This window comes from Maribacter caenipelagi, assembly GCF_004364175.1.
Taxonomy (GTDB): Bacteria; Bacteroidota; Bacteroidia; order Flavobacteriales; family Flavobacteriaceae; genus Maribacter; species Maribacter caenipelagi.
Window position 1 is genome coordinate 123,040 of sequence record NZ_SNZW01000020.1, and the last position, 16,515, is coordinate 139,554.

The 16,515-nt window shown below is 35.0% G+C and carries 21 protein-coding genes; 3 read left to right on the forward strand and 18 right to left on the reverse strand.

All coding sequences use genetic code 11. The annotated features are described in order from the left end of the window. Positions 1-38 precede the first annotated feature (38 nt). Positions 39-1,016 carry a gliding motility lipoprotein GldB gene (gene gldB, locus DFQ03_RS18510; protein WP_133674719.1) on the forward strand — a complete coding sequence of 326 codons (978 nt, stop codon included), beginning with the start codon at positions 39-41 and terminating at the stop codon, positions 1,014-1,016. Then, positions 1,017-1,358 carry a gliding motility protein GldC gene (gene gldC / locus DFQ03_RS18515; RefSeq protein ID WP_133674720.1) on the forward strand — a complete coding sequence of 114 codons (342 nt, stop codon included), beginning with the start codon at positions 1,017-1,019 and terminating at the stop codon, positions 1,356-1,358. Here gldC and DFQ03_RS18520 read toward each other — a convergent pair. From DFQ03_RS18520 to DFQ03_RS18595, 16 genes are all read right to left on the reverse strand, one after another. Continuing rightward, positions 1,355-2,014, reverse strand: coding sequence for a DUF2306 domain-containing protein (locus DFQ03_RS18520; protein WP_133674721.1), 660 nt, complete (start codon positions 2,012-2,014; stop codon positions 1,355-1,357). The genes gldC and DFQ03_RS18520 overlap by 4 nt on opposite strands. 520 nt (positions 2,015-2,534) lie before the next feature. After that, positions 2,535-3,122, reverse strand: a complete 588-nt coding sequence (locus DFQ03_RS18525) for a hypothetical protein (RefSeq protein ID WP_133674722.1) — start codon at positions 3,120-3,122, stop codon at positions 2,535-2,537. Positions 3,123-3,209: 87 nt separating this feature from the next. Then, entirely contained in the window at positions 3,210-3,845 is a 636-nt protein-coding gene (locus DFQ03_RS18530; protein ID WP_133674723.1) for a transglutaminase-like domain-containing protein, read from the reverse strand. Positions 3,846-4,312: 467 nt separating this feature from the next. Beyond that, complete coding sequence (locus DFQ03_RS18535; protein ID WP_133674724.1) at positions 4,313-4,708, reverse strand: group III truncated hemoglobin; 396 nt, start codon at positions 4,706-4,708, stop codon at positions 4,313-4,315. 9 nt (positions 4,709-4,717) lie between these two features. Next, on the reverse strand, positions 4,718-5,062 hold the full coding sequence (locus tag DFQ03_RS18540) for a cupin domain-containing protein (RefSeq protein ID WP_133674725.1): 345 nt from the start codon (positions 5,060-5,062) through the stop codon (positions 4,718-4,720). A gap of 101 nt (positions 5,063-5,163) precedes the next feature. Next, complete coding sequence (locus DFQ03_RS18545) at positions 5,164-5,547, reverse strand: DoxX family protein (protein ID WP_133674726.1); 384 nt, start codon at positions 5,545-5,547, stop codon at positions 5,164-5,166. A gap of 98 nt (positions 5,548-5,645) precedes the next feature. Then, positions 5,646-6,149: a YegJ family protein gene (locus tag DFQ03_RS18550; protein ID WP_133674727.1), complete on the reverse strand. Its 504-nt coding sequence runs from the start codon at positions 6,147-6,149 to the stop codon at positions 5,646-5,648. A gap of 165 nt (positions 6,150-6,314) precedes the next feature. Beyond that, a complete protein-coding gene (locus DFQ03_RS18555) occupies positions 6,315-7,043 on the reverse strand; it encodes a zinc-dependent peptidase (RefSeq protein WP_133674728.1) in 729 nt (242 codons plus the stop codon). 70 nt (positions 7,044-7,113) lie between these two features. Next, positions 7,114-7,602, reverse strand: a complete 489-nt coding sequence (locus tag DFQ03_RS18560) for an AAA family ATPase (RefSeq protein WP_133674729.1) — start codon at positions 7,600-7,602, stop codon at positions 7,114-7,116. A gap of 51 nt (positions 7,603-7,653) precedes the next feature. Continuing rightward, complete coding sequence (locus DFQ03_RS18565; protein WP_243834543.1) at positions 7,654-8,433, reverse strand: tetratricopeptide repeat protein; 780 nt, start codon at positions 8,431-8,433, stop codon at positions 7,654-7,656. A gap of 32 nt (positions 8,434-8,465) precedes the next feature. Continuing rightward, on the reverse strand, positions 8,466-8,963 hold the full coding sequence (locus tag DFQ03_RS18570) for a hypothetical protein (RefSeq protein ID WP_133674731.1): 498 nt from the start codon (positions 8,961-8,963) through the stop codon (positions 8,466-8,468). Positions 8,964-9,028: 65 nt separating this feature from the next. After that, a complete protein-coding gene (locus DFQ03_RS18575) occupies positions 9,029-9,487 on the reverse strand; it encodes a DUF2750 domain-containing protein (RefSeq protein WP_133674732.1) in 459 nt (152 codons plus the stop codon). Between the two features lie 188 nt (positions 9,488-9,675). Then, positions 9,676-10,377, reverse strand: a complete 702-nt coding sequence (locus DFQ03_RS18580) for a hypothetical protein (protein WP_133674733.1) — start codon at positions 10,375-10,377, stop codon at positions 9,676-9,678. 151 nt (positions 10,378-10,528) lie between these two features. Then, the gene (locus tag DFQ03_RS18585; protein WP_133674734.1) at positions 10,529-10,963 is read right to left on the reverse strand and encodes an ASCH domain-containing protein; all 435 of its coding nucleotides are present in this window, start codon (positions 10,961-10,963) and stop codon (positions 10,529-10,531) included. Further along, positions 10,926-12,431 carry a PIN domain-containing protein gene (locus DFQ03_RS18590; RefSeq protein WP_133674735.1) on the reverse strand — a complete coding sequence of 502 codons (1,506 nt, stop codon included), beginning with the start codon at positions 12,429-12,431 and terminating at the stop codon, positions 10,926-10,928. Before DFQ03_RS18590 ends, DFQ03_RS18585 begins: the two co-directional genes overlap by 38 nt. 14 nt (positions 12,432-12,445) lie before the next feature. Beyond that, positions 12,446-13,126, reverse strand: coding sequence for an ADP-ribosyltransferase (locus tag DFQ03_RS18595; protein ID WP_133674736.1), 681 nt, complete (start codon positions 13,124-13,126; stop codon positions 12,446-12,448). Between the two features lie 230 nt (positions 13,127-13,356). Here DFQ03_RS18595 and DFQ03_RS18600 point away from each other — a divergent pair, with 230 nt between their 5' ends. Next, positions 13,357-13,734 (forward strand): GTPase, encoded by a 378-nt coding sequence (locus tag DFQ03_RS18600; RefSeq protein WP_133674737.1) that lies wholly within the window; start codon positions 13,357-13,359, stop codon positions 13,732-13,734. A gap of 1,249 nt (positions 13,735-14,983) precedes the next feature. Here DFQ03_RS18600 and yihA read toward each other — a convergent pair. Then, a complete protein-coding gene (gene yihA, locus DFQ03_RS18605) occupies positions 14,984-15,604 on the reverse strand; it encodes a ribosome biogenesis GTP-binding protein YihA/YsxC (protein ID WP_133674738.1) in 621 nt (206 codons plus the stop codon). Positions 15,605-15,615: 11 nt separating this feature from the next. Continuing rightward, positions 15,616-16,380 (reverse strand): alpha/beta fold hydrolase, encoded by a 765-nt coding sequence (locus tag DFQ03_RS18610; protein ID WP_133674739.1) that lies wholly within the window; start codon positions 16,378-16,380, stop codon positions 15,616-15,618. Positions 16,381-16,515 lie beyond the last annotated feature (135 nt).

Here is a 16,515-nt window from a genome sequence, read left to right on the forward strand (position 1 = left end):
TTTGCCATAAAAATAAGTTGAACACTGTAAATAATAAAATGTATTGTAAAATACTTACCAAGGTCAAACCTATTTTTATGCTATTATCAGTTTTTTTCATTCTTTCTAGCTGTAATGATAGTGATAAGGTAGCCGAAGAGATTGCCGCGATACCGATGGACCTGAATATTTCGCGATTTGATCGTGAGTTTGCCGCTTCTGGTGAAAAGGGTTTACCTGAATTGCGTAAATTGTATCCGTACTTATTTCCTGCGCCAGATAGTGTTTGGGTCGCCAAGATGAAAGATACCCTTCAAATAGAATTGTTTCAAGAGGTAGGCAATGCGTTTCGTAGTTTTGAAGATGAGGAAGAAGGTTTGGTACAATTGTTCAAACACATAAAATATTATTTTCCGCAGTACAAAGTTCCAAAAATACTTACGGTGACCAATGATGTTGATTATAACAACAGAATTATTTTAACTGATAGTTTGTTGTTTATTAGCCTAGATAATTACTTAGGTTCTGAACATAAATATTATGGCGGTTTTCAACGTTACATTGCACAATCTTTAGATCGCAATTATTTAGTGAGTGATGTAGCAAGTGCATTTGCCAAGCAAGTAGTGCCAAGACCTAGGGATCGTACATACCTTGCCCGTATGATTTATTTTGGTAAAGAATTATACCTAAAAGATAAATTGATGCCAGAGGCTACCGACGGTAAAAAGATTGGATACACTGAGGCGGAAATAGATTGGGCTATTGCGAATGAAGAACCCATGTGGAGAAATTTTATAGAGAACGAATATTTATATAGTACCGACAATAAATTGAATCAGCGATTTTTAGAACCTGCACCATTTTCAAAGTTCGGATTAGAGTTGGATAATGAATCGCCAGGGAGACTAGGTCGTTATATTGGCTGGCAAATAGTGCGTGCTTTTATGGAAAACAATGACGTAAGCATGATGCAATTAATGCCAATGCCTGCGGAAGAAATATTTAAAAAATCAAATTACAAACCGAGAAATTAGATGGCAGATTTACATACTTCAGAAATTACACTGCGCGTAGGATTAGATGAGAATAGAATTCCGGAAACATTAAACTGGTCTGCACAAGACGGTGGTATTGAAAATGAGGAAGCAAAGGCAATGCTTTTATCTGTGTGGGATAGTAAAAACCAAGAGTCTTTAAAAATTGACTTATGGACAAAAGATATGCCTGTTGATGAAATGAAGACATTCTTTCATCAGACATTGGTTTCTTTGACCGATACTTTTTTAAAGGCGACACAAGACGATAAAATGACGGCTACCATGAAAGATTTTTGTGATTATTTCGCAGAAAACCTAAATCTAAAAGATAAAGGTTAAGCTGTTTTCAACTTCTTTTTTCCTTTCGTTTTTTTAATCCAGTAGACAATATATACCGTTCCTAAAACCGACGGAGTTATCCATGCCCACAGGGTATCTTGGTGCATACCTGCAACTATAAATGCGGTAACCGAGGCTATAAGAGCACCTAACATTCTGCTAAGGTGATTTATGAGCCATAGCTTCCTGTTTTCTAATGTGGTCTTAAATAGTTTATAATCTCCGTAGGGTAAAAACAGACCTATTATTCCGAAGAACAGAAAAAGAATGCTGTGCGAATAGCCCTTAATGAGTCCGTTGATACCAAAACCTATCATCAACAAAGCTGATAAAGCCATAATACCTGAAACCAATTTATCTGTCAAATTTGCTTTTGTTTTTTTGACAGATTTAAACGTGAGCGCTCTATTGCCCGCTAATACCATATAAATAGTAAAAATACCTATCAAGAATAAAAAGGTATTGATATGGTTGGGCATTCTCGCAATTACCAAAGAAATAACAGAACTAATAATCATAGACCACGAAAACCATTTGCCAAGTCGCTTATGGTTTAGCCTTCCTTTTTTAACAATGATGCTTGCAATTCCGGTAATAAGTCCTACACCGCCAAAAAAGGCGTGTATGTAAATAAAGATTTCAATGATGTTTTCCATGGTTGGTCGGTTATATGTTACTCAAAGATGGAGCAATCATCAAGAACAAGATAAATTAAGTCACTCAATTGTAAGTTTTGGGTGCTGAGTTGTGTTGGGAGGGAAGTACTAAGTACAAAGTACAAAGTCGGAAGTACGAAGTTTGGGTTATGAAGTACACTAATAAGACCCTTGCGTGTTTCATTCCCTTCGACTGCGCTCAGGATGACATTTCGTTTTACCATATTAAAGAGTACAAAGTCTTAAGTAAAAAGTATATGTCATTGCGAGGAGCATTTCGCGACTTGGCAATCTGTTGAACAAAGGAAACCAAGTAAGTAATTAGTACTTGTGTCAGTCTGAGCACAGTCGAAGACCCTTGTGTGTTCCATTCCCTTCGACTACGCTCAGGATGATAGTAGGTTTTTTAATGTCAAGTAATAAAAATCAAGAGTTAGTGCGAACAAATAAATACTTAGTACAAAAAACGCGAAACGTTTAATTCACCAGAAACCAGCAACCAGCAACGTACAACCATCAACTATTTCCTGTTCTTCTTAGGTTTACAGGTCATACAGAAGTCAGATAGCGTATTTATTTTTGCAATGACTTTGTCGTGCTCTTTTTGAAGTAATTCGGCATCTTTGCCAAAATCGGTGGCTTTAAAGACTTGAGCACTAACGGTATTCATTTCTTCTTGTAGTTCGTTGAAAATGGGCTGAAATAAACTGGAATCGCTAAACGCTCCTTTTTCCTCATAAATTTTCTTGCGTATTTTTCTGGAGTATAGTTCTACCAAATCAAAATCATACCGTCCGAATTGTAGCAGCTGGTTTGCGGTCAATGAATCTGGAGCAACCAAAACAGCCAGGTTCTTTTGAAAAATGGCTTTTACTTTGTCGTTAAAGTTTTTGGTAAACATGAAGGATACCGAGTTCATATTAAAACTGAAATCGATTTTTGCGCCCGAATAAATAGAATAGGAGGTAAGGGCAGCATTAATTTCCGATTCCGGAGATTGGTAATCACTCAGTTGTAACTCGTAATCGGGTGTCCATACCATCGGTTCTTGTGCTATTACCAATGAAGATGAAAATGCTATGAATAAAGTAAATATGAATTTTTTCAAGGGAATTATATTTTCTATCGAATGTACTATAAAAAATAATCTGTAAAGTGGCTTACTAGCGTTTTGAGTATTAAAGTTTGTTAAAACCTACAGCTGAAACTCGGTTTGGTTAGTGCCGGTATCAAAAATATTTGGATAATGCTCGCGTGCATTTTTTTCCATAAAAGCAAGGGGCAAATCTTCAAAATGACCGTAGTCTTCTAGGTACTCCATAAACTGAGTTCCGTCTGCACTGAATTCTTGTAATACGGCATCATTTTCTCCATCAAAATCTAAAGGGGCGACATTGAGCATTTCACATAACGATGCATTGAACGTAGGGGAGAGCTTCAGCCATTTATCATTTATGAAAGCATCGACCATTCCATGGGGAGTAAGTTCGTTAGATCCAAATTTTTCTATTAATCTTTCTACGCCAATATGGTTTTTAACTTTAGCCAAATGAATTCTCGCAGGAATCCCTAGGGCTCGAAGACCGGCAATTAACACAATCGATTTATCGATACAATGCCCTTTTGGGCGCTTTACAATTTCACTGGCACGGTATTTCTCTTTATTGAAACTTAAGCTATAGGCATCATATCGCCATGTATCGCGCACTTTTGTGTATAAGGCAATGGAGATTTCTTTTTCAGAAAGTGTAGTGTCTTTGAATTCGGACACTAGGTCTTGAATCTCGTCACTTTCATAATTAAAAAAATAAGTAGGGGATAGGTAATCCATGCTTTAGGGTATATGCAAATTAGTTGTAATCAATCATGTTCATCGCTTCATACTAAAGTAAGGAAATTTTAGATGATAAAATATAAAGCTAAGGGAGCGAAACTGAATACTGATAATGATCACTGTATCTACCTACTGAAAAACTGTTAAAACTCAGTATAAAGTAAAGAGTACAAAGTATTAAGTAGCTATTATGTTGTTGGAATAGAGAAAATAGAATAAACTTATAATGATTGAACCCTATTTAGCAAAGCTTAATTTTTGTTATTGCAAAAGCCAAAAGCCAAAAGCCAAAAGCCAAAAGCCAAAAGCCAAAAGCCAAAAGCCAAAAGCCAATAGCCAATAGCCAAAAGCCAAACCAACTAAACACTAACCCACTATCAAACTAATTCACTAACACACTGAACACTGAACACTGATACTGCCAACTGATACTGAACATTAACTAGTTCACTAACAAACTAAAATCACTGATTCTCCGGTCTATTCTGCCAAATATGAATATACTGTCCTGTCGACATTCTACGGGCCATATCTTTAGCTTTTGTAGCCAATTCACCCTCGTACAATTCATCGATAGTTTCAAACCATAGCTGTAGCCACTGTGCGAAATGATTTTGAGAAATGGTATGCTTCAGGTTTTTATCGACGTTGACATGTGCCTTAGAAGGACTCCCCCTAAACGTGCGGACACCAAAAAGATTCGATTCCCAGAAATCAGTTAGTTTACTTAAATGCGTAGGCCATTGCTCGTCGGTAATATGTCCGTTGAAGATAGGGCCTAATAATTCGTTTTGCCGTATTCTGTCGTAGAAAGTATGGACCAATACCCTAACATCTTCTCTATTGATAATATCGCTCATGGTCTGCTTTTAAGAATCGGCAACAACTTTTTCTACTCGTTCAGCGGCATCTTGTTTAGAAAGGGTAAGACGCACAATACTGTCAGATTTTGCTAAAAGGTCATGCGCTACATTTGCGGCTAAGGTAATGATATCTCCTTGCTTTAGGATGTGATGAGTGTCTTCTACTCCGAAATCAATTTCTCCTTGTACGATATGCACTATAATCGGGAAAGGAGCTTTGTGCTCTTTCATGAATTGTCCGTTCTTCAAAAGAATTCGGATCTCTTTTGAGAATGAAGTTTCTAATAGTACTTTGGTAACAATTTTGTTATCGTTGAAATCTAAATTTTCGGTAAAAGATATTTTTTGCATGCTACTTTTTTACAAAAGTAATGACCAGTGCTTTGCAGAACTATGACACTTCTCATACGACACTCGTCAATATGAAGTTGAATTAAGAAATACCATTAATTTTATAACAACGCACGTAACTTTTTACTTCTCAATAAAACACTTGCCCAAACAAGAATTCCGAAAATAACCGGAAAAATCGTTAGGTTCATATGGTCTTTATGAATTATATGGGTTGCCACTGCTCCACCTAACCACGCTGTAACAAGCAAACCACCGATAAACATGGTTTTAGGCATTGCGTATAGTACCGTAGACACTAATAAAATTATACCCAAGTACATGACATATTCTGATGGGTATCCCATCTCAACAGCTCCTTTAACTGCCGTTTCGGTTTCTAAAACATTGTTAACGGCACCCATTAAAAGCATAATAATTACAATGCCTTGTAGAATATAAGAAGTCCACAAGACACCTTTTGAGGTTTTTTTTACAGTTTCCATAAAGTACAGGTTGATTTGATTGTCAACTACAATGTACGTTTTATTTAAATAAAATACAGCTAGTTATACTATACAGAATAGTAAAAAAGAAAAAGTAATTATTTAAATATCAGTCCGTTTTCAGCATCAAACTGAGCTTTTTCTTCGGGCGAGAGTCCGTCACGAATAACACGAATGGTATAGCCGCCGACCACTTTGCCGTCGTCATAATACATCCAATCACTAATATTAGCACGGTTTACGGTAATAGTATCACCTAATTGAACTTTGTTGGTGTATACTGGTTCGTTGGCAATAATGCCCATAAAATCGTTATCAATTAACTGAATATCACCCACCCAAATATGTTCGTCACCACCATCGGCATTGAATTTCTGCTTGATCGTAAAATACTCAAAACTAGGGTTGTCGCTGACAAGAGCATTTTTAAATTCATCGATAGAATTTTTGGCATCCACCATAGCCTGGTTCATTTTGGCATTATCATCTTCCACATTGTATACATCGGGTTCGCCAGAGCGTTCTGTTTTATCGGCTGAACCTTCTTTGCATGAGGATAGCATAAATAAGATTGATGCAATAAAAAGTAGCGATTTCTTCATAACAAAAGTGTTTATTAAAGTTGAGGTGAATTAAGGTGTTAAGAAACACAACGTAATAGTTCTTCTATTGTTTTAAGCTATAATTTAGATTTTTATACTCCGACGAATGCCTCGAGAATTAAGATTGTTCTCCTTCCAATAGCTCGTGTCTTGTTTAGCGTTAGTTTACTTGGGGTTTTTACCGTTTCTGGGGTCTTGTTTTAGCACTTTTGCGGTGGTACGGTAAAAGGTAGGTGCGTAGGAGTAAAACTCATGAGGTTGCTCAAAAAAGGTTTCTAGGGTAATGGCAAAAAGCTCCATTAAATTGGTGCCGCCATAATCTCTGAAAATGGTATATTTTCCTTCTCGGATAAGCGGAATTTTTTTGGTAGCTAATTCTTTCCAGGCATTTAGATCCGTATCGTTGAATACTTTTGAAAAATACGAACCTTTGGCATTCTCAATAATGAGACAATGACTGAACTCGTGAATAGCAATATTTAATCCGTCATTGGTAATAATAAAGCCTTTTTCTACAGCAGGCCAAGATAAATTTACGCGCTTGGTCACTGTATTTACATCACCATCATAAAGAACATCTCTACCAGTATATGAGTATGAAGACGGAGTAACAAATATGGTTTTAAAGATGCTCAAGACATCTTGTTTTAAACCAAAAGTTATCTCAACGAAAGCACTAGAAATAACTAATTTCATCTCTGTGGTAAGTTCAAAACCTTCGGTAGAACCAAAATTGGTGGTTTTTAAAAACAGCAACGTTCTCACCACAAAAGAATGTTGGTGATTATCTGATAATGCTGCGTAATAGGAATTCCATTTACTGAGCACTTCATGGCATTCGTACTTGCTACTAGACTTAAGAAAAAAGTTGACGAAGATATGTTTTACGTTCAAGTAGTTGGTTTGGTTGACAGTATGGTTTTACAAAAATAGATTGGCGAAAAACGCTGGTGTAAAATTAGTATTATTCGGTGATAACAACACTACCCAGTAGTTCATTTTCGGTTGGTTTTTCAAACCAATTTTCCATAAAATCAAAATTCTCTTGGGTTACTTCAAACTCAAAAGTTGCTCCTTTTTCGTTGTTGCGTTGCTGTACGCGTTGCCATCTGGTTTCTTTAGAAATATCTAAAAAGTGAAGTTGAATTTCGAACCCATTAGATGCCGCAAATGCTCTAAACTTTTCTCGGTGTTCAAATTTCGATAGACCCAAGTCTAAAATAGCATCGGTATTAGAATCTTCTAATTGTGTTACTACATTTAAGATCATACGTTCTGCTCGTTCTATACGCTCTAAAAACCATTCTAATCCGTCGGTTTCAGTTTTGTCAGGTAGAAACAACGTATTGTTCCATGTATCAATAGAAAAGAGCACGCCTTTGGTTTTCTTTTTGAGCTCGTTTGAGTAAGTAGTTTTACCTGATCCTGTATTACCGACGATAAGGTGTAGCATATGATCTTTATATTAGATATAGTTTTTGTAGTTGCAATTATAGAGTTGTAACTAGTTAAGTGTTGTCAGCTGTTGTTTAAAATCTAAAATTTCATTTAAATAGATTTCATTTAAAAACTCGTTGTAATAATCCTCGCGTTTAGAGGCTATATTTTCTTCAGCTTTTAGAATATGCGCTATAGCATTCTCTAATTCCCCAGTTTTTTGGTACGCTTTAGCAATACCGAAATGAGCTTCTGGTACGTGGTCCGATTGGTTTAAAGCACGTTGAAATTCAGAAATTGATTTCTCGTAATTACCAAGTTCGTATTCACAAAGACCGAGGTAAACAAATGCATGAACATCTGCCCAGTCTTCTTTTTGGTTTATGATACTTTGGTTGAAGAGATCGATAGCTTTTTGATAATTCTTTTTTCCGAAATAACACTCTCCACGTAAAAAGTCAATGTCTTCTCCCCAGGGCGCATCAATCGTGTTAGGTGTTAAACTATCTAATCTGTCGAAGTCACTTAAAGCACCGTCATAATTTCGTAATTTTCTCAATTTCATCCAACCGCTATATCCCAAATGTATTTTTGGATCAAGTTGAACAGCTTTGTCTAAAAGCTCAAAACCTTTTGCGTAATCACCTCTTTTGTTGAAAGCTACAGATTGTTCAAAATAGGCATCAGAATACTCTGGGTATTGCATTTTTAAAATGTCGAACATTGCTTGGGATAAATAAGAACCTTGAAAATGTTCAGCCATTTTAAATCGGTCAACTTTCGGAGCCAATGCCGTGTAATAAAGCATGATTATTGAAAAAGAGAAAAATAGTAGTGTAAAAATCACTTTAATTATTTTTATAAAAGTCTTCATAGTCTTTAAAATATATCTGTGATTTTACCATCCTGAATTTTAAAACTCAAATTGTAATAGGTATCTAGGGTTTGATTGTTCCATTTACCGGCATGCCAATCCTTCAAGTTTTTAATTGATTCTTGAATCTGTTTGATATTACCAAAATTAAAACTGGTTTCCTTTAAATCTGTGTTTACCATTTTTACTCGAAATCTACCTGTTTGATTAGAACAATTAACAACGAATCTAAAAGTAATGATACCCGATTTTTCAAAATTGAGTTGAGTTATAAGTTCTCTTAGTTCTTTTTTTATAGCCCTTTCTCCGCCTTCATAATAAGTGTCGGCCGAATAGTATTGTTGAATTTGATCCTCATCGCAAACCACAAAATCAGAATTGTCAATGGACGCATCAAAAGCGATATCCCCAACTTGACTACTATATAGTGAGTTAACCCAAAAGTAAACGGCTACAGCTATAAGAAAACTGATAAATAAGAGGATATTCAGTTTGTTTTTCAAATCAGATTTTAGTTTTATTATACGATAATTATATCTCTTCAATTTATAAGGTATGATTTGTAATACTACCCATTAGCCTCTTTCGCCTGTTCTTCTAAATCAGCAATATTTTCAAATTTTTGTAGCGGTAGTTCTTTATTGGTCGCTTTAATTTCAGCTACTAGATCAAGAATTAAATCTAAGGGTTTTGCTTCATAGCCAAACATTTTTTGGTCAAAGGCAATACCAGCTATAATTCCGTCATTTTCCATGCCTACACCACAATTTTCTATAAAATCTACTAATGCTATTTCGGTAATCTGGTAGTTGCTCCAATGGTTTATGGTGCAAGATTTCGCCCTGCCACTTTCTGCCCAAAAACAAAGTACACCAACAGGTCTGTCATTTTCATCATCATACTGCACAGATGCTGAGGTTGCAAAACCTTCACGATTTTGCAGCGCATAAACAATGTCTGTTTCGCAAACCGTTTTTATAAATTTCTTATATCTGTTTGCAATGATATCTGAGCCTTGTTGTTCCATGTATTGTGTTTGTGGAAAATATATTTATTAGTAATTGTTCAATTGATTGCTAAAGTAATTTTAATAATTTTAAAATAAGTTGTGTTTTGGAGAACAAAGGCTATGATAAGGAGAAGTGAGAATAGAAATGTTATACTTTTGTTAGTAATATGATTAACTCCAAGTTTCAAAACTATGAAACGATTACTCTAATTTCCACGTCTAGAGGAACTTTGATTACTCTTCCAATATTCTTGACTAGCGTATTTTTCATGTAGCGCCGAAAAATCTTGTATTTGTACATCTTGTTCTTTATGGTCTTTCGTGTGCAAATACTTAGATTCTAATAGATTGCCCATTTTAATATTTTCTGTTTTAATGCAGTTGTCAGCTTTGTAGGTGAAATCGGTAACAAGAATAAGTTTTGTGGCGTCATAATCAGGTAAAGGTGTTGAAGGCGTTGTATCTAAACCAAGTTGTTTTACCACACTCATTGAAGTTGGTGAATACTCCCTAAAAACAGGTTTTGTTGTTTGCTCGTCAACAACATTACATATTATATTATATCCCATATGCTTATAATTTTCTATTTCTGTGGGATAATTATTATTTAGGTATTCAAAGAACTGATATTGCATTTCTCTTTGAATAGCGCCTAAAGCTTGTAGTTTTTGCCCTTTATTCAATCGCGTATTTTCACTCTCTGCCCCATTTATGAAATAAGAACATTTTGCGGGTACGGTAGTTGAAAAAATGGTTCTTTTTTCGGCAATACCTCTTGTGCCGTGTATTGATCTTGTTACGTTAATTTGAAAATTAAATGTATCTCTCTTATCTGTCTTTATAAATTCTTGTGAATAAATGGTTAAAGAAAATAAAAGCGAACCAAAAGCGAATATTAATTTTTTCATAACTAATTATAATTTAGATGATTAAATGTAATATTTTTTTTGATGTTTCGTTAAGGCTGCGGTTCAGTTAATTTGGTATGTTATATATTATAATCTATGAGCCTAGAATAATATTGTCTCAGATTAAAGAAGAATTTGTTTGTTTTTTACCTCAGTTCTTTGTTGGCAGCTGTTTTTGTTCCATATTCAACGCTGTTTTTTCTTCTAAATAGATATATGATTGTGGCGCACAAAAATTATCAAAAATATCTGAAGGGTCAATTCCGTTTTCAAATTTCTGAACTCCGTTAATCTTAATAGAAAATCCTGTTTCAGAGTTTTGGTAATAATTGAAAAAGTCATTTTTATCAATTCCTCCAACTTTATTAAATTCTTTCCAAAGATTCTTCGGATTATTCTGAACTATCTCTTTAATCGTAAAAAAACCAATTATTTTCTTTTCAGGTGACGAAGAGTAAACAAAAATTTTGTCAACAGGTCTTTTAAAGATTTTCTTTCGAAACTCCACCTTTTTAGTTCCCGACATAATTGCCTGTGCATAAACAGGTTTAATTGATAATATAACGCTGGTCAAAGTATCCTTCATTGTTTAATTTGGTATAATCCGTTTCCTTTAATTCTGTTATTGTTTGTAGTTTATTTTTAAAACTATCAATTTCTTTGATTTTTTGTAAGCTAATATTTTTTTTCAAATATGCTATTAACCTAAATGTTATAACGTGTAATTCTCCTTTTTCTTCTAACCATTTTCGTAATTCTATTTCTGTAAAGACAGTTTTTTTTCTAACAATATTCCATAACTTATCAAAATCATTGACAATTTCGATATTTTCTAAAACTCCAAACGGTTCAATTACTTGATTAACTTTAGATGAATAGAAAAATAGTAAATCTCCTTTTTTAGGTTTTTTATTTTTTGAGTTTGAAATATATGCCTTTACAATTGTATTACCTTGAATTTCATTAATGCTATCAGGTGCTTTATCAAATAAAGTTGGCGGTCTTAATTTGCCATCTTTAAACAAACTGCCATAAAAATCAGGACGAATTGGTATTACATATTTTTTTACGTTTGAGTTGTTTAAATAAAATGGATGTGCAGAAATATCATTTTTAGATATTTTAATTTTAGCTTTATCTAAACACTTTACCATTCGGATTTCTATTAATCCTTGACTGTTTTGAAATTCATTTCGATAAAACCCAAATGTTTCAAGTAACTTAATTAAATGAATTTGTTTCTCGTAGACAGTTAGATATAAATATTTGATTTTCCTGTTTATACATAATTCAAACATTTTGTTTAAAAATAGTTCTCCCAGTTTTATACCAAAAGCGGTGTCGTCAACTTTTAAGGTGCATATTTTTAACGCTTCATCAAAAATATTTGGCAATTGATGGTCTTCTATATTTTCTAAATTATAAATTAAAATAGCTTGAAGATTATCTTCAACGATAAGTGTATAGCATTTTCGGTTTTTTATAGCACATTTTTGCAACCATTTATTGAATTCAATTTCTCCATAATCTTCTCTTAAACTATCGAAAAACGTACTGTTAAATTTTGATTCTATTTCTCTTATACTATGTTCTCGAAGAATTGGATGAGATGGTATTTTAAAAGTGAATTGTTCTTCGAGCATTATTAGTGCTTGGTCAATAGTCAGAACTCTGTCGTTTAAGCCTATTTTTAATGCGTTTTTATGGATTCCTTTATCTTGTGTTACAAAGTAGTCAACAAACCCCTTTTCTAATTGGAAAAGCTGTTTATTATCAATCTCATCATTTATTTTACTGTTCTTAAGATTGGAAGTGAATTCTATTGTTGGTTTCGCATAATCTTGTAAAAATTGATATTTGTTGAGTTTAGATAAAATTATTTTTTTTCTATCACTATTTTTATCTCTACTGACATCAAGTGGTATGGCTTTCGGATGATAAAGAATTTCACAATCGTTGGTGTTTGCAATTCTGTAAAATTTAGAGAAAGTTTCCGTAATTACTCGATTGTCTTCGAGTTCAATTAGAATGTTAGTATCTATTAATATTCTCAAAATGTACAGTTTTTTTATATCTCAGTTATATGAATTTGATTTTGAGTTCTATCTACGACGTCAATTTTAAATTTCGTTCCATTTTTAAATAACACTTCAAGCTCGATTTGTATAAAAGTAATATTTTGAATATCCTTTGCGTTACTATTTGAAGAAGTACTAATTACGAATTGAAAATCGGTTTCTTCATCAGAAATTCTACGATTATCTTTATGACAGGAAAGGTAATCATTAAATTGTACTACAGAATTTAATTTAGATTCATAAAAATCTAGCGCAAATTCGACTCCATTTTCTGGTTGACTAATATCTCTATAAAGTATAGCATTATTAGTAGAATTCAATTTATCCAACCCTTTATTTAATAGCTTTATATAAGCATTCTCGTCTTTATGTAGTTTTATGTTACTTCTTAGCAAGTAATTTATGTTTTTATAAATATTATGATGCGTATACATGTAAATTGAAGAAGCCTCGTCTGTACTTAAATTATTTGTAATCATCGCATCTAAGTTTTCACCTGTAGGAGTAGTTTCTCCAAATTGATGATTCTCTAACTTTTTAAGAAATAGTTCATGATGAAATCGGAAATTATTTTTTCCTCTTGGAGGATCAAAAAATTCAAGATTTGATTTTATTGCAGATTTATGTCTAAAATCTTCACATTCTTCAAAAAGTTGAATGATTTCGTCCATGCTCAGTTTACAATTTAATAGATATTTTAAATGGATTAAGAATTTCAAAATTGCTGTTAACTAATGTGTATAATTGCATATATCCCGCTATATCCAAGAGTATGTGTAATCGGAGTCCTAAATATACCACTAAAGAATAAACCTACAATTTACATTTCACACTCCATTACGGGAAACCATAATTGGTTAAAAATTATGTATGGTTTGGGTATTTTTACGACCAAAAGGTCATGTCAAAGAAAATTCTATTTATCTATAATGCCAATAGCGATGCTGGTAGCAAAATGCTAGATTTCGCCCATAAGATTGTGAGTCCAGATACATACGACTGCGCACTCTGCTCATTAACCTTCGGCAACTTCACCGAAAACAAACAATGGACAGCGTTTAGAGAAAGTTTATTAGCCAAAGGCTACGAGCTAGAATTCTTTCATAAAGACGAATTCCAAGAAAGCTATAAAAGCAAATTTGGGCATAAGTATACCTATCCTATTATACTGGTTGAAACAGATCATGATTTAGAGGTGTTGGTGACGACCGAGAAGTTGAACGCTATGGAGACGGTGGAGAATCTTATTGATGAAGTAGGCAGTTTCAGTGATCAGTAAGCAGTTACAGTTTTCAGTTGTTTTCGTTAGCGAGTACCACTGTCAGTTCGAGTGGATTTTTTACTTCCGCTATGCTTCAGTAAAAAATCCACTCGAACTGACATTTCGGTTTATTGGTCACTGAGCGTAGCCAATGTGATACGTGTTCCGGTCTCTTCGACTTTGCCTTCTTCTGGCAGGCAGGCTCAGGGTTATCTTATAGTTTCAGTAGGCAGTTACAGTTTTCAGTTATCTTTAGTGAAGTGTTATCCCTACTGTCAGTTCGAGTGAATTTCGAGGTACGAGAAAATTAGCTTGCCCGCCGATAAGGAGGGTATCGAGAACAGGTTTGGAACACGTGATGGTTCTCGATACAATTTTAGGCTTTCGTTGCACTCATGCTAAAATCACTCGAACTGACAATGCATTTACGAGATGGGTGTCGTGTTCCAAACAAGCAGATAGCCGCGCTTTGCTCGCTATGACGATTATTTAAAACGTCTTTGCGAGGAGCTTTTCGCGACGTGGCAATCTGTTGAATGTGTGTTTTGTATTTGGTTGATAGTTGTTCGTTGTTGGTTTTTCTCGATCGCTGAGCGTAGTCGGAGTGATGCGTGTTCCAAACAAGCAGATAGCCGCGCTTTGCTCGCTATGACGATTATTTAAAACGTCTTTGCGAGGAGCTTTTCGCGACGTGGCAATCTGTTGAAGGTGTGTTCTGGATTTGGTTGTTGGTTTTACTCGGTTGCTGAGCTTACTCGGTCACTGAGCGTAGCCGAAGTGATGCGTGTTCCAAACGAGCAGATAGCCGCGCTTCGCTCGCTATGACGATTATTTAAAACGTCTTTGCGAGGAGCTTTTCGCGACGTAGCAATCTGTTGAAGGTGTGTTCTGGATTTGGTTGTTGGTCTTACTCGGTCGCTGAGCGTAGCCGAAGTGATTCGTGTTCCAAAGTTCTCGACTGCGCTCGAAGTGACATTTCGGTTTTAGAAGAGTAAAAAGTACAGCGTATTAAGTCGTAAGTAATTAAAGAGTACAAAGTAATAAGTACAAAGTATTAAGTAGTGGATGTGCAGTGTAAAGAGAATAGCATAAAGCAAACAGCTCTGAGTACGAAGTACGAAGAACTAACATAAACAGCTATGTACTATGTACTTAATACTTAATGCAAAAAACGCGCAGCGTTAAAAAAACTGTCAACTGGTACTGCCAACTGAATACTAGAACAAGTACTTAATACAAAAAACGAACAACGAACAACGAACAACCATCAACCATTCTTCGTTGCCTCGAAAAACTTCTCGTTGATATCATCTATGTACGCCAGTACTTCATCGCGGCCGCTACGGTGGCTAGAGCTGGTGATAAAATGTGGCGGTGCTTCTTCCCACATGTCTTCTAACAATTGGTCCAAGTATTTTTTTACTTGACGCTCAACAGCTTTCGGTTTTAATTTATCTGCCTTGGTGAAGATGATGGCAAATGGTACTCCGTTTTCACCCATCCACTGCATGAACTCCATATCTATAGGTTGTGGGTCATGGCGAATATCTACAAGTACAAATGAACACACTAGCTGCTCTCGTTGTAAAAAGTAATTGGTGATGTATTTTTGAAAGGTCTTTTTGTCTCTTTTAGAAACACGGGCATAACCGTAACCGGGTAAATCTACCAGAAACCAATTTTCATTGATCTTAAAATGGTTGATCAATTGTGTCTTACCAGGTCTGCCAGATGTTTTTGCCAAGCTTTTACGCTCGGTCAACATATTGATCAAAGAAGACTTACCCACGTTAGAACGGCCAATAAAGGCGTACTCAGGTAAAGGCTCTTTAGGGCATTTGGCAACATCAGAGTTGCTCATTACAAAGTCGGCCGACTTTATTTTCATCCGTAGGGTATTTAGAAATTGTTTTTCGTCAACCACTCATCAAGAATGGTATTGAATTCGTCTGGGTGCTCCATCATCGGTGCATGTCCGCATTTATCCATCCAATATAAATCTGAATTCGGTAAAAGCTCATCGAACAGTTCTGCAACATCTGGCGGAGTAACCGTATCATTTTTTCCCCAAATAATACACGTAGGGGTTTGCATGCTAGGTAAATCTTGCGCCATATTATGACGAATGGCACTTTTGGCAATTGCCAAGGTCTTTACCAATTTTACACGATCGTTAACCGTAGCGAAAACTTCATCTACGATCTCTTTGGTAGCAACTTCTGGGTCATAGAAAACATCTTGTGCCTTCTTTTTAATAAACTCATAATCACCACGTTTAGGGTAGCCATCGCCCATTGCGCTTTCATAAAGACCAGAACTACCGGTGATCACCAATGCCTTTACTTTGGCAGGGTATAATTTGGTGTGTAAAAGACCAATGTGGCCACCTAAAGAGTTGCCTAAAAGAATAACATCGTCTAGCTCTTTATAGTCAATGAATTTTTTAAGGTATTTGGCAAAATTCTTTACCGTTGTCTTTAACATCGGCATAGAATATAGGGGCAGTTCAGGTATAAGAACTTTGTAACCTTTAGGGGGGAAATAAGTATTCACTCCTTCAAAATTACTGAGTCCGCCCATCAATCCGTGTAGAATAATAATGGGTTTTCCTTCGCCTTTTTCTATATACTTAAATCCTCCGTCGTTGATCAAATCGTTTTCCATGCGCACTACTCATCAGTAATTGTCCAAATATAGGTAATTACCGAGAATAGCAAACAACTCTTTTCGATAAGGTGACAACAAGAAACTCTGAGAATTCACTTTTTCAAGATTTACAGCCCGAGTGGTAAAATGAAC

Excerpts from the sequence above, each read along its gene's own strand:
- DFQ03_RS18530 (WP_133674723.1), bottom strand. The coding sequence starts at position 3,845 with ATGGATTACCTATCCCCTACTTATTTTTTTAATTATGAAAGTGACGAG.
- DFQ03_RS18560 (WP_133674729.1), bottom strand. The coding sequence starts at position 7,602 with ATGCTACACCTTATCGTCGGTAATACAGGATCAGGTAAAACTACTTAC.
- yihA (WP_133674738.1), bottom strand. The coding sequence starts at position 15,604 with ATGAAAATAAAGTCGGCCGACTTTGTAATGAGCAACTCTGATGTTGCC.
- gldB (WP_133674719.1), top strand. The coding sequence starts at position 39 with ATGTATTGTAAAATACTTACCAAGGTCAAACCTATTTTTATGCTATTA.
- DFQ03_RS18580 (WP_133674733.1), bottom strand. The coding sequence starts at position 10,377 with ATGAAAAAATTAATATTCGCTTTTGGTTCGCTTTTATTTTCTTTAACC.
- DFQ03_RS18585 (WP_133674734.1), bottom strand. The coding sequence starts at position 10,963 with ATGAAGGATACTTTGACCAGCGTTATATTATCAATTAAACCTGTTTAT.
- DFQ03_RS18540 (WP_133674725.1), bottom strand. The coding sequence starts at position 5,062 with ATGCAAAAAATATCTTTTACCGAAAATTTAGATTTCAACGATAACAAA.
- DFQ03_RS18550 (WP_133674727.1), bottom strand. The coding sequence starts at position 6,149 with ATGAAGAAATCGCTACTTTTTATTGCATCAATCTTATTTATGCTATCC.
- DFQ03_RS18535 (WP_133674724.1), bottom strand. The coding sequence starts at position 4,708 with ATGAGCGATATTATCAATAGAGAAGATGTTAGGGTATTGGTCCATACT.
- DFQ03_RS18545 (WP_133674726.1), bottom strand. The coding sequence starts at position 5,547 with ATGGAAACTGTAAAAAAAACCTCAAAAGGTGTCTTGTGGACTTCTTAT.
- DFQ03_RS18520 (WP_133674721.1), bottom strand. The coding sequence starts at position 2,014 with ATGGAAAACATCATTGAAATCTTTATTTACATACACGCCTTTTTTGGC.
- DFQ03_RS18595 (WP_133674736.1), bottom strand. The coding sequence starts at position 13,126 with ATGGACGAAATCATTCAACTTTTTGAAGAATGTGAAGATTTTAGACAT.
- DFQ03_RS18575 (WP_133674732.1), bottom strand. The coding sequence starts at position 9,487 with ATGGAACAACAAGGCTCAGATATCATTGCAAACAGATATAAGAAATTT.
- DFQ03_RS18610 (WP_133674739.1), bottom strand. The coding sequence starts at position 16,380 with ATGGAAAACGATTTGATCAACGACGGAGGATTTAAGTATATAGAAAAA.
- DFQ03_RS18600 (WP_133674737.1), top strand. The coding sequence starts at position 13,357 with ATGTCAAAGAAAATTCTATTTATCTATAATGCCAATAGCGATGCTGGT.
- gldC (WP_133674720.1), top strand. The coding sequence starts at position 1,017 with ATGGCAGATTTACATACTTCAGAAATTACACTGCGCGTAGGATTAGAT.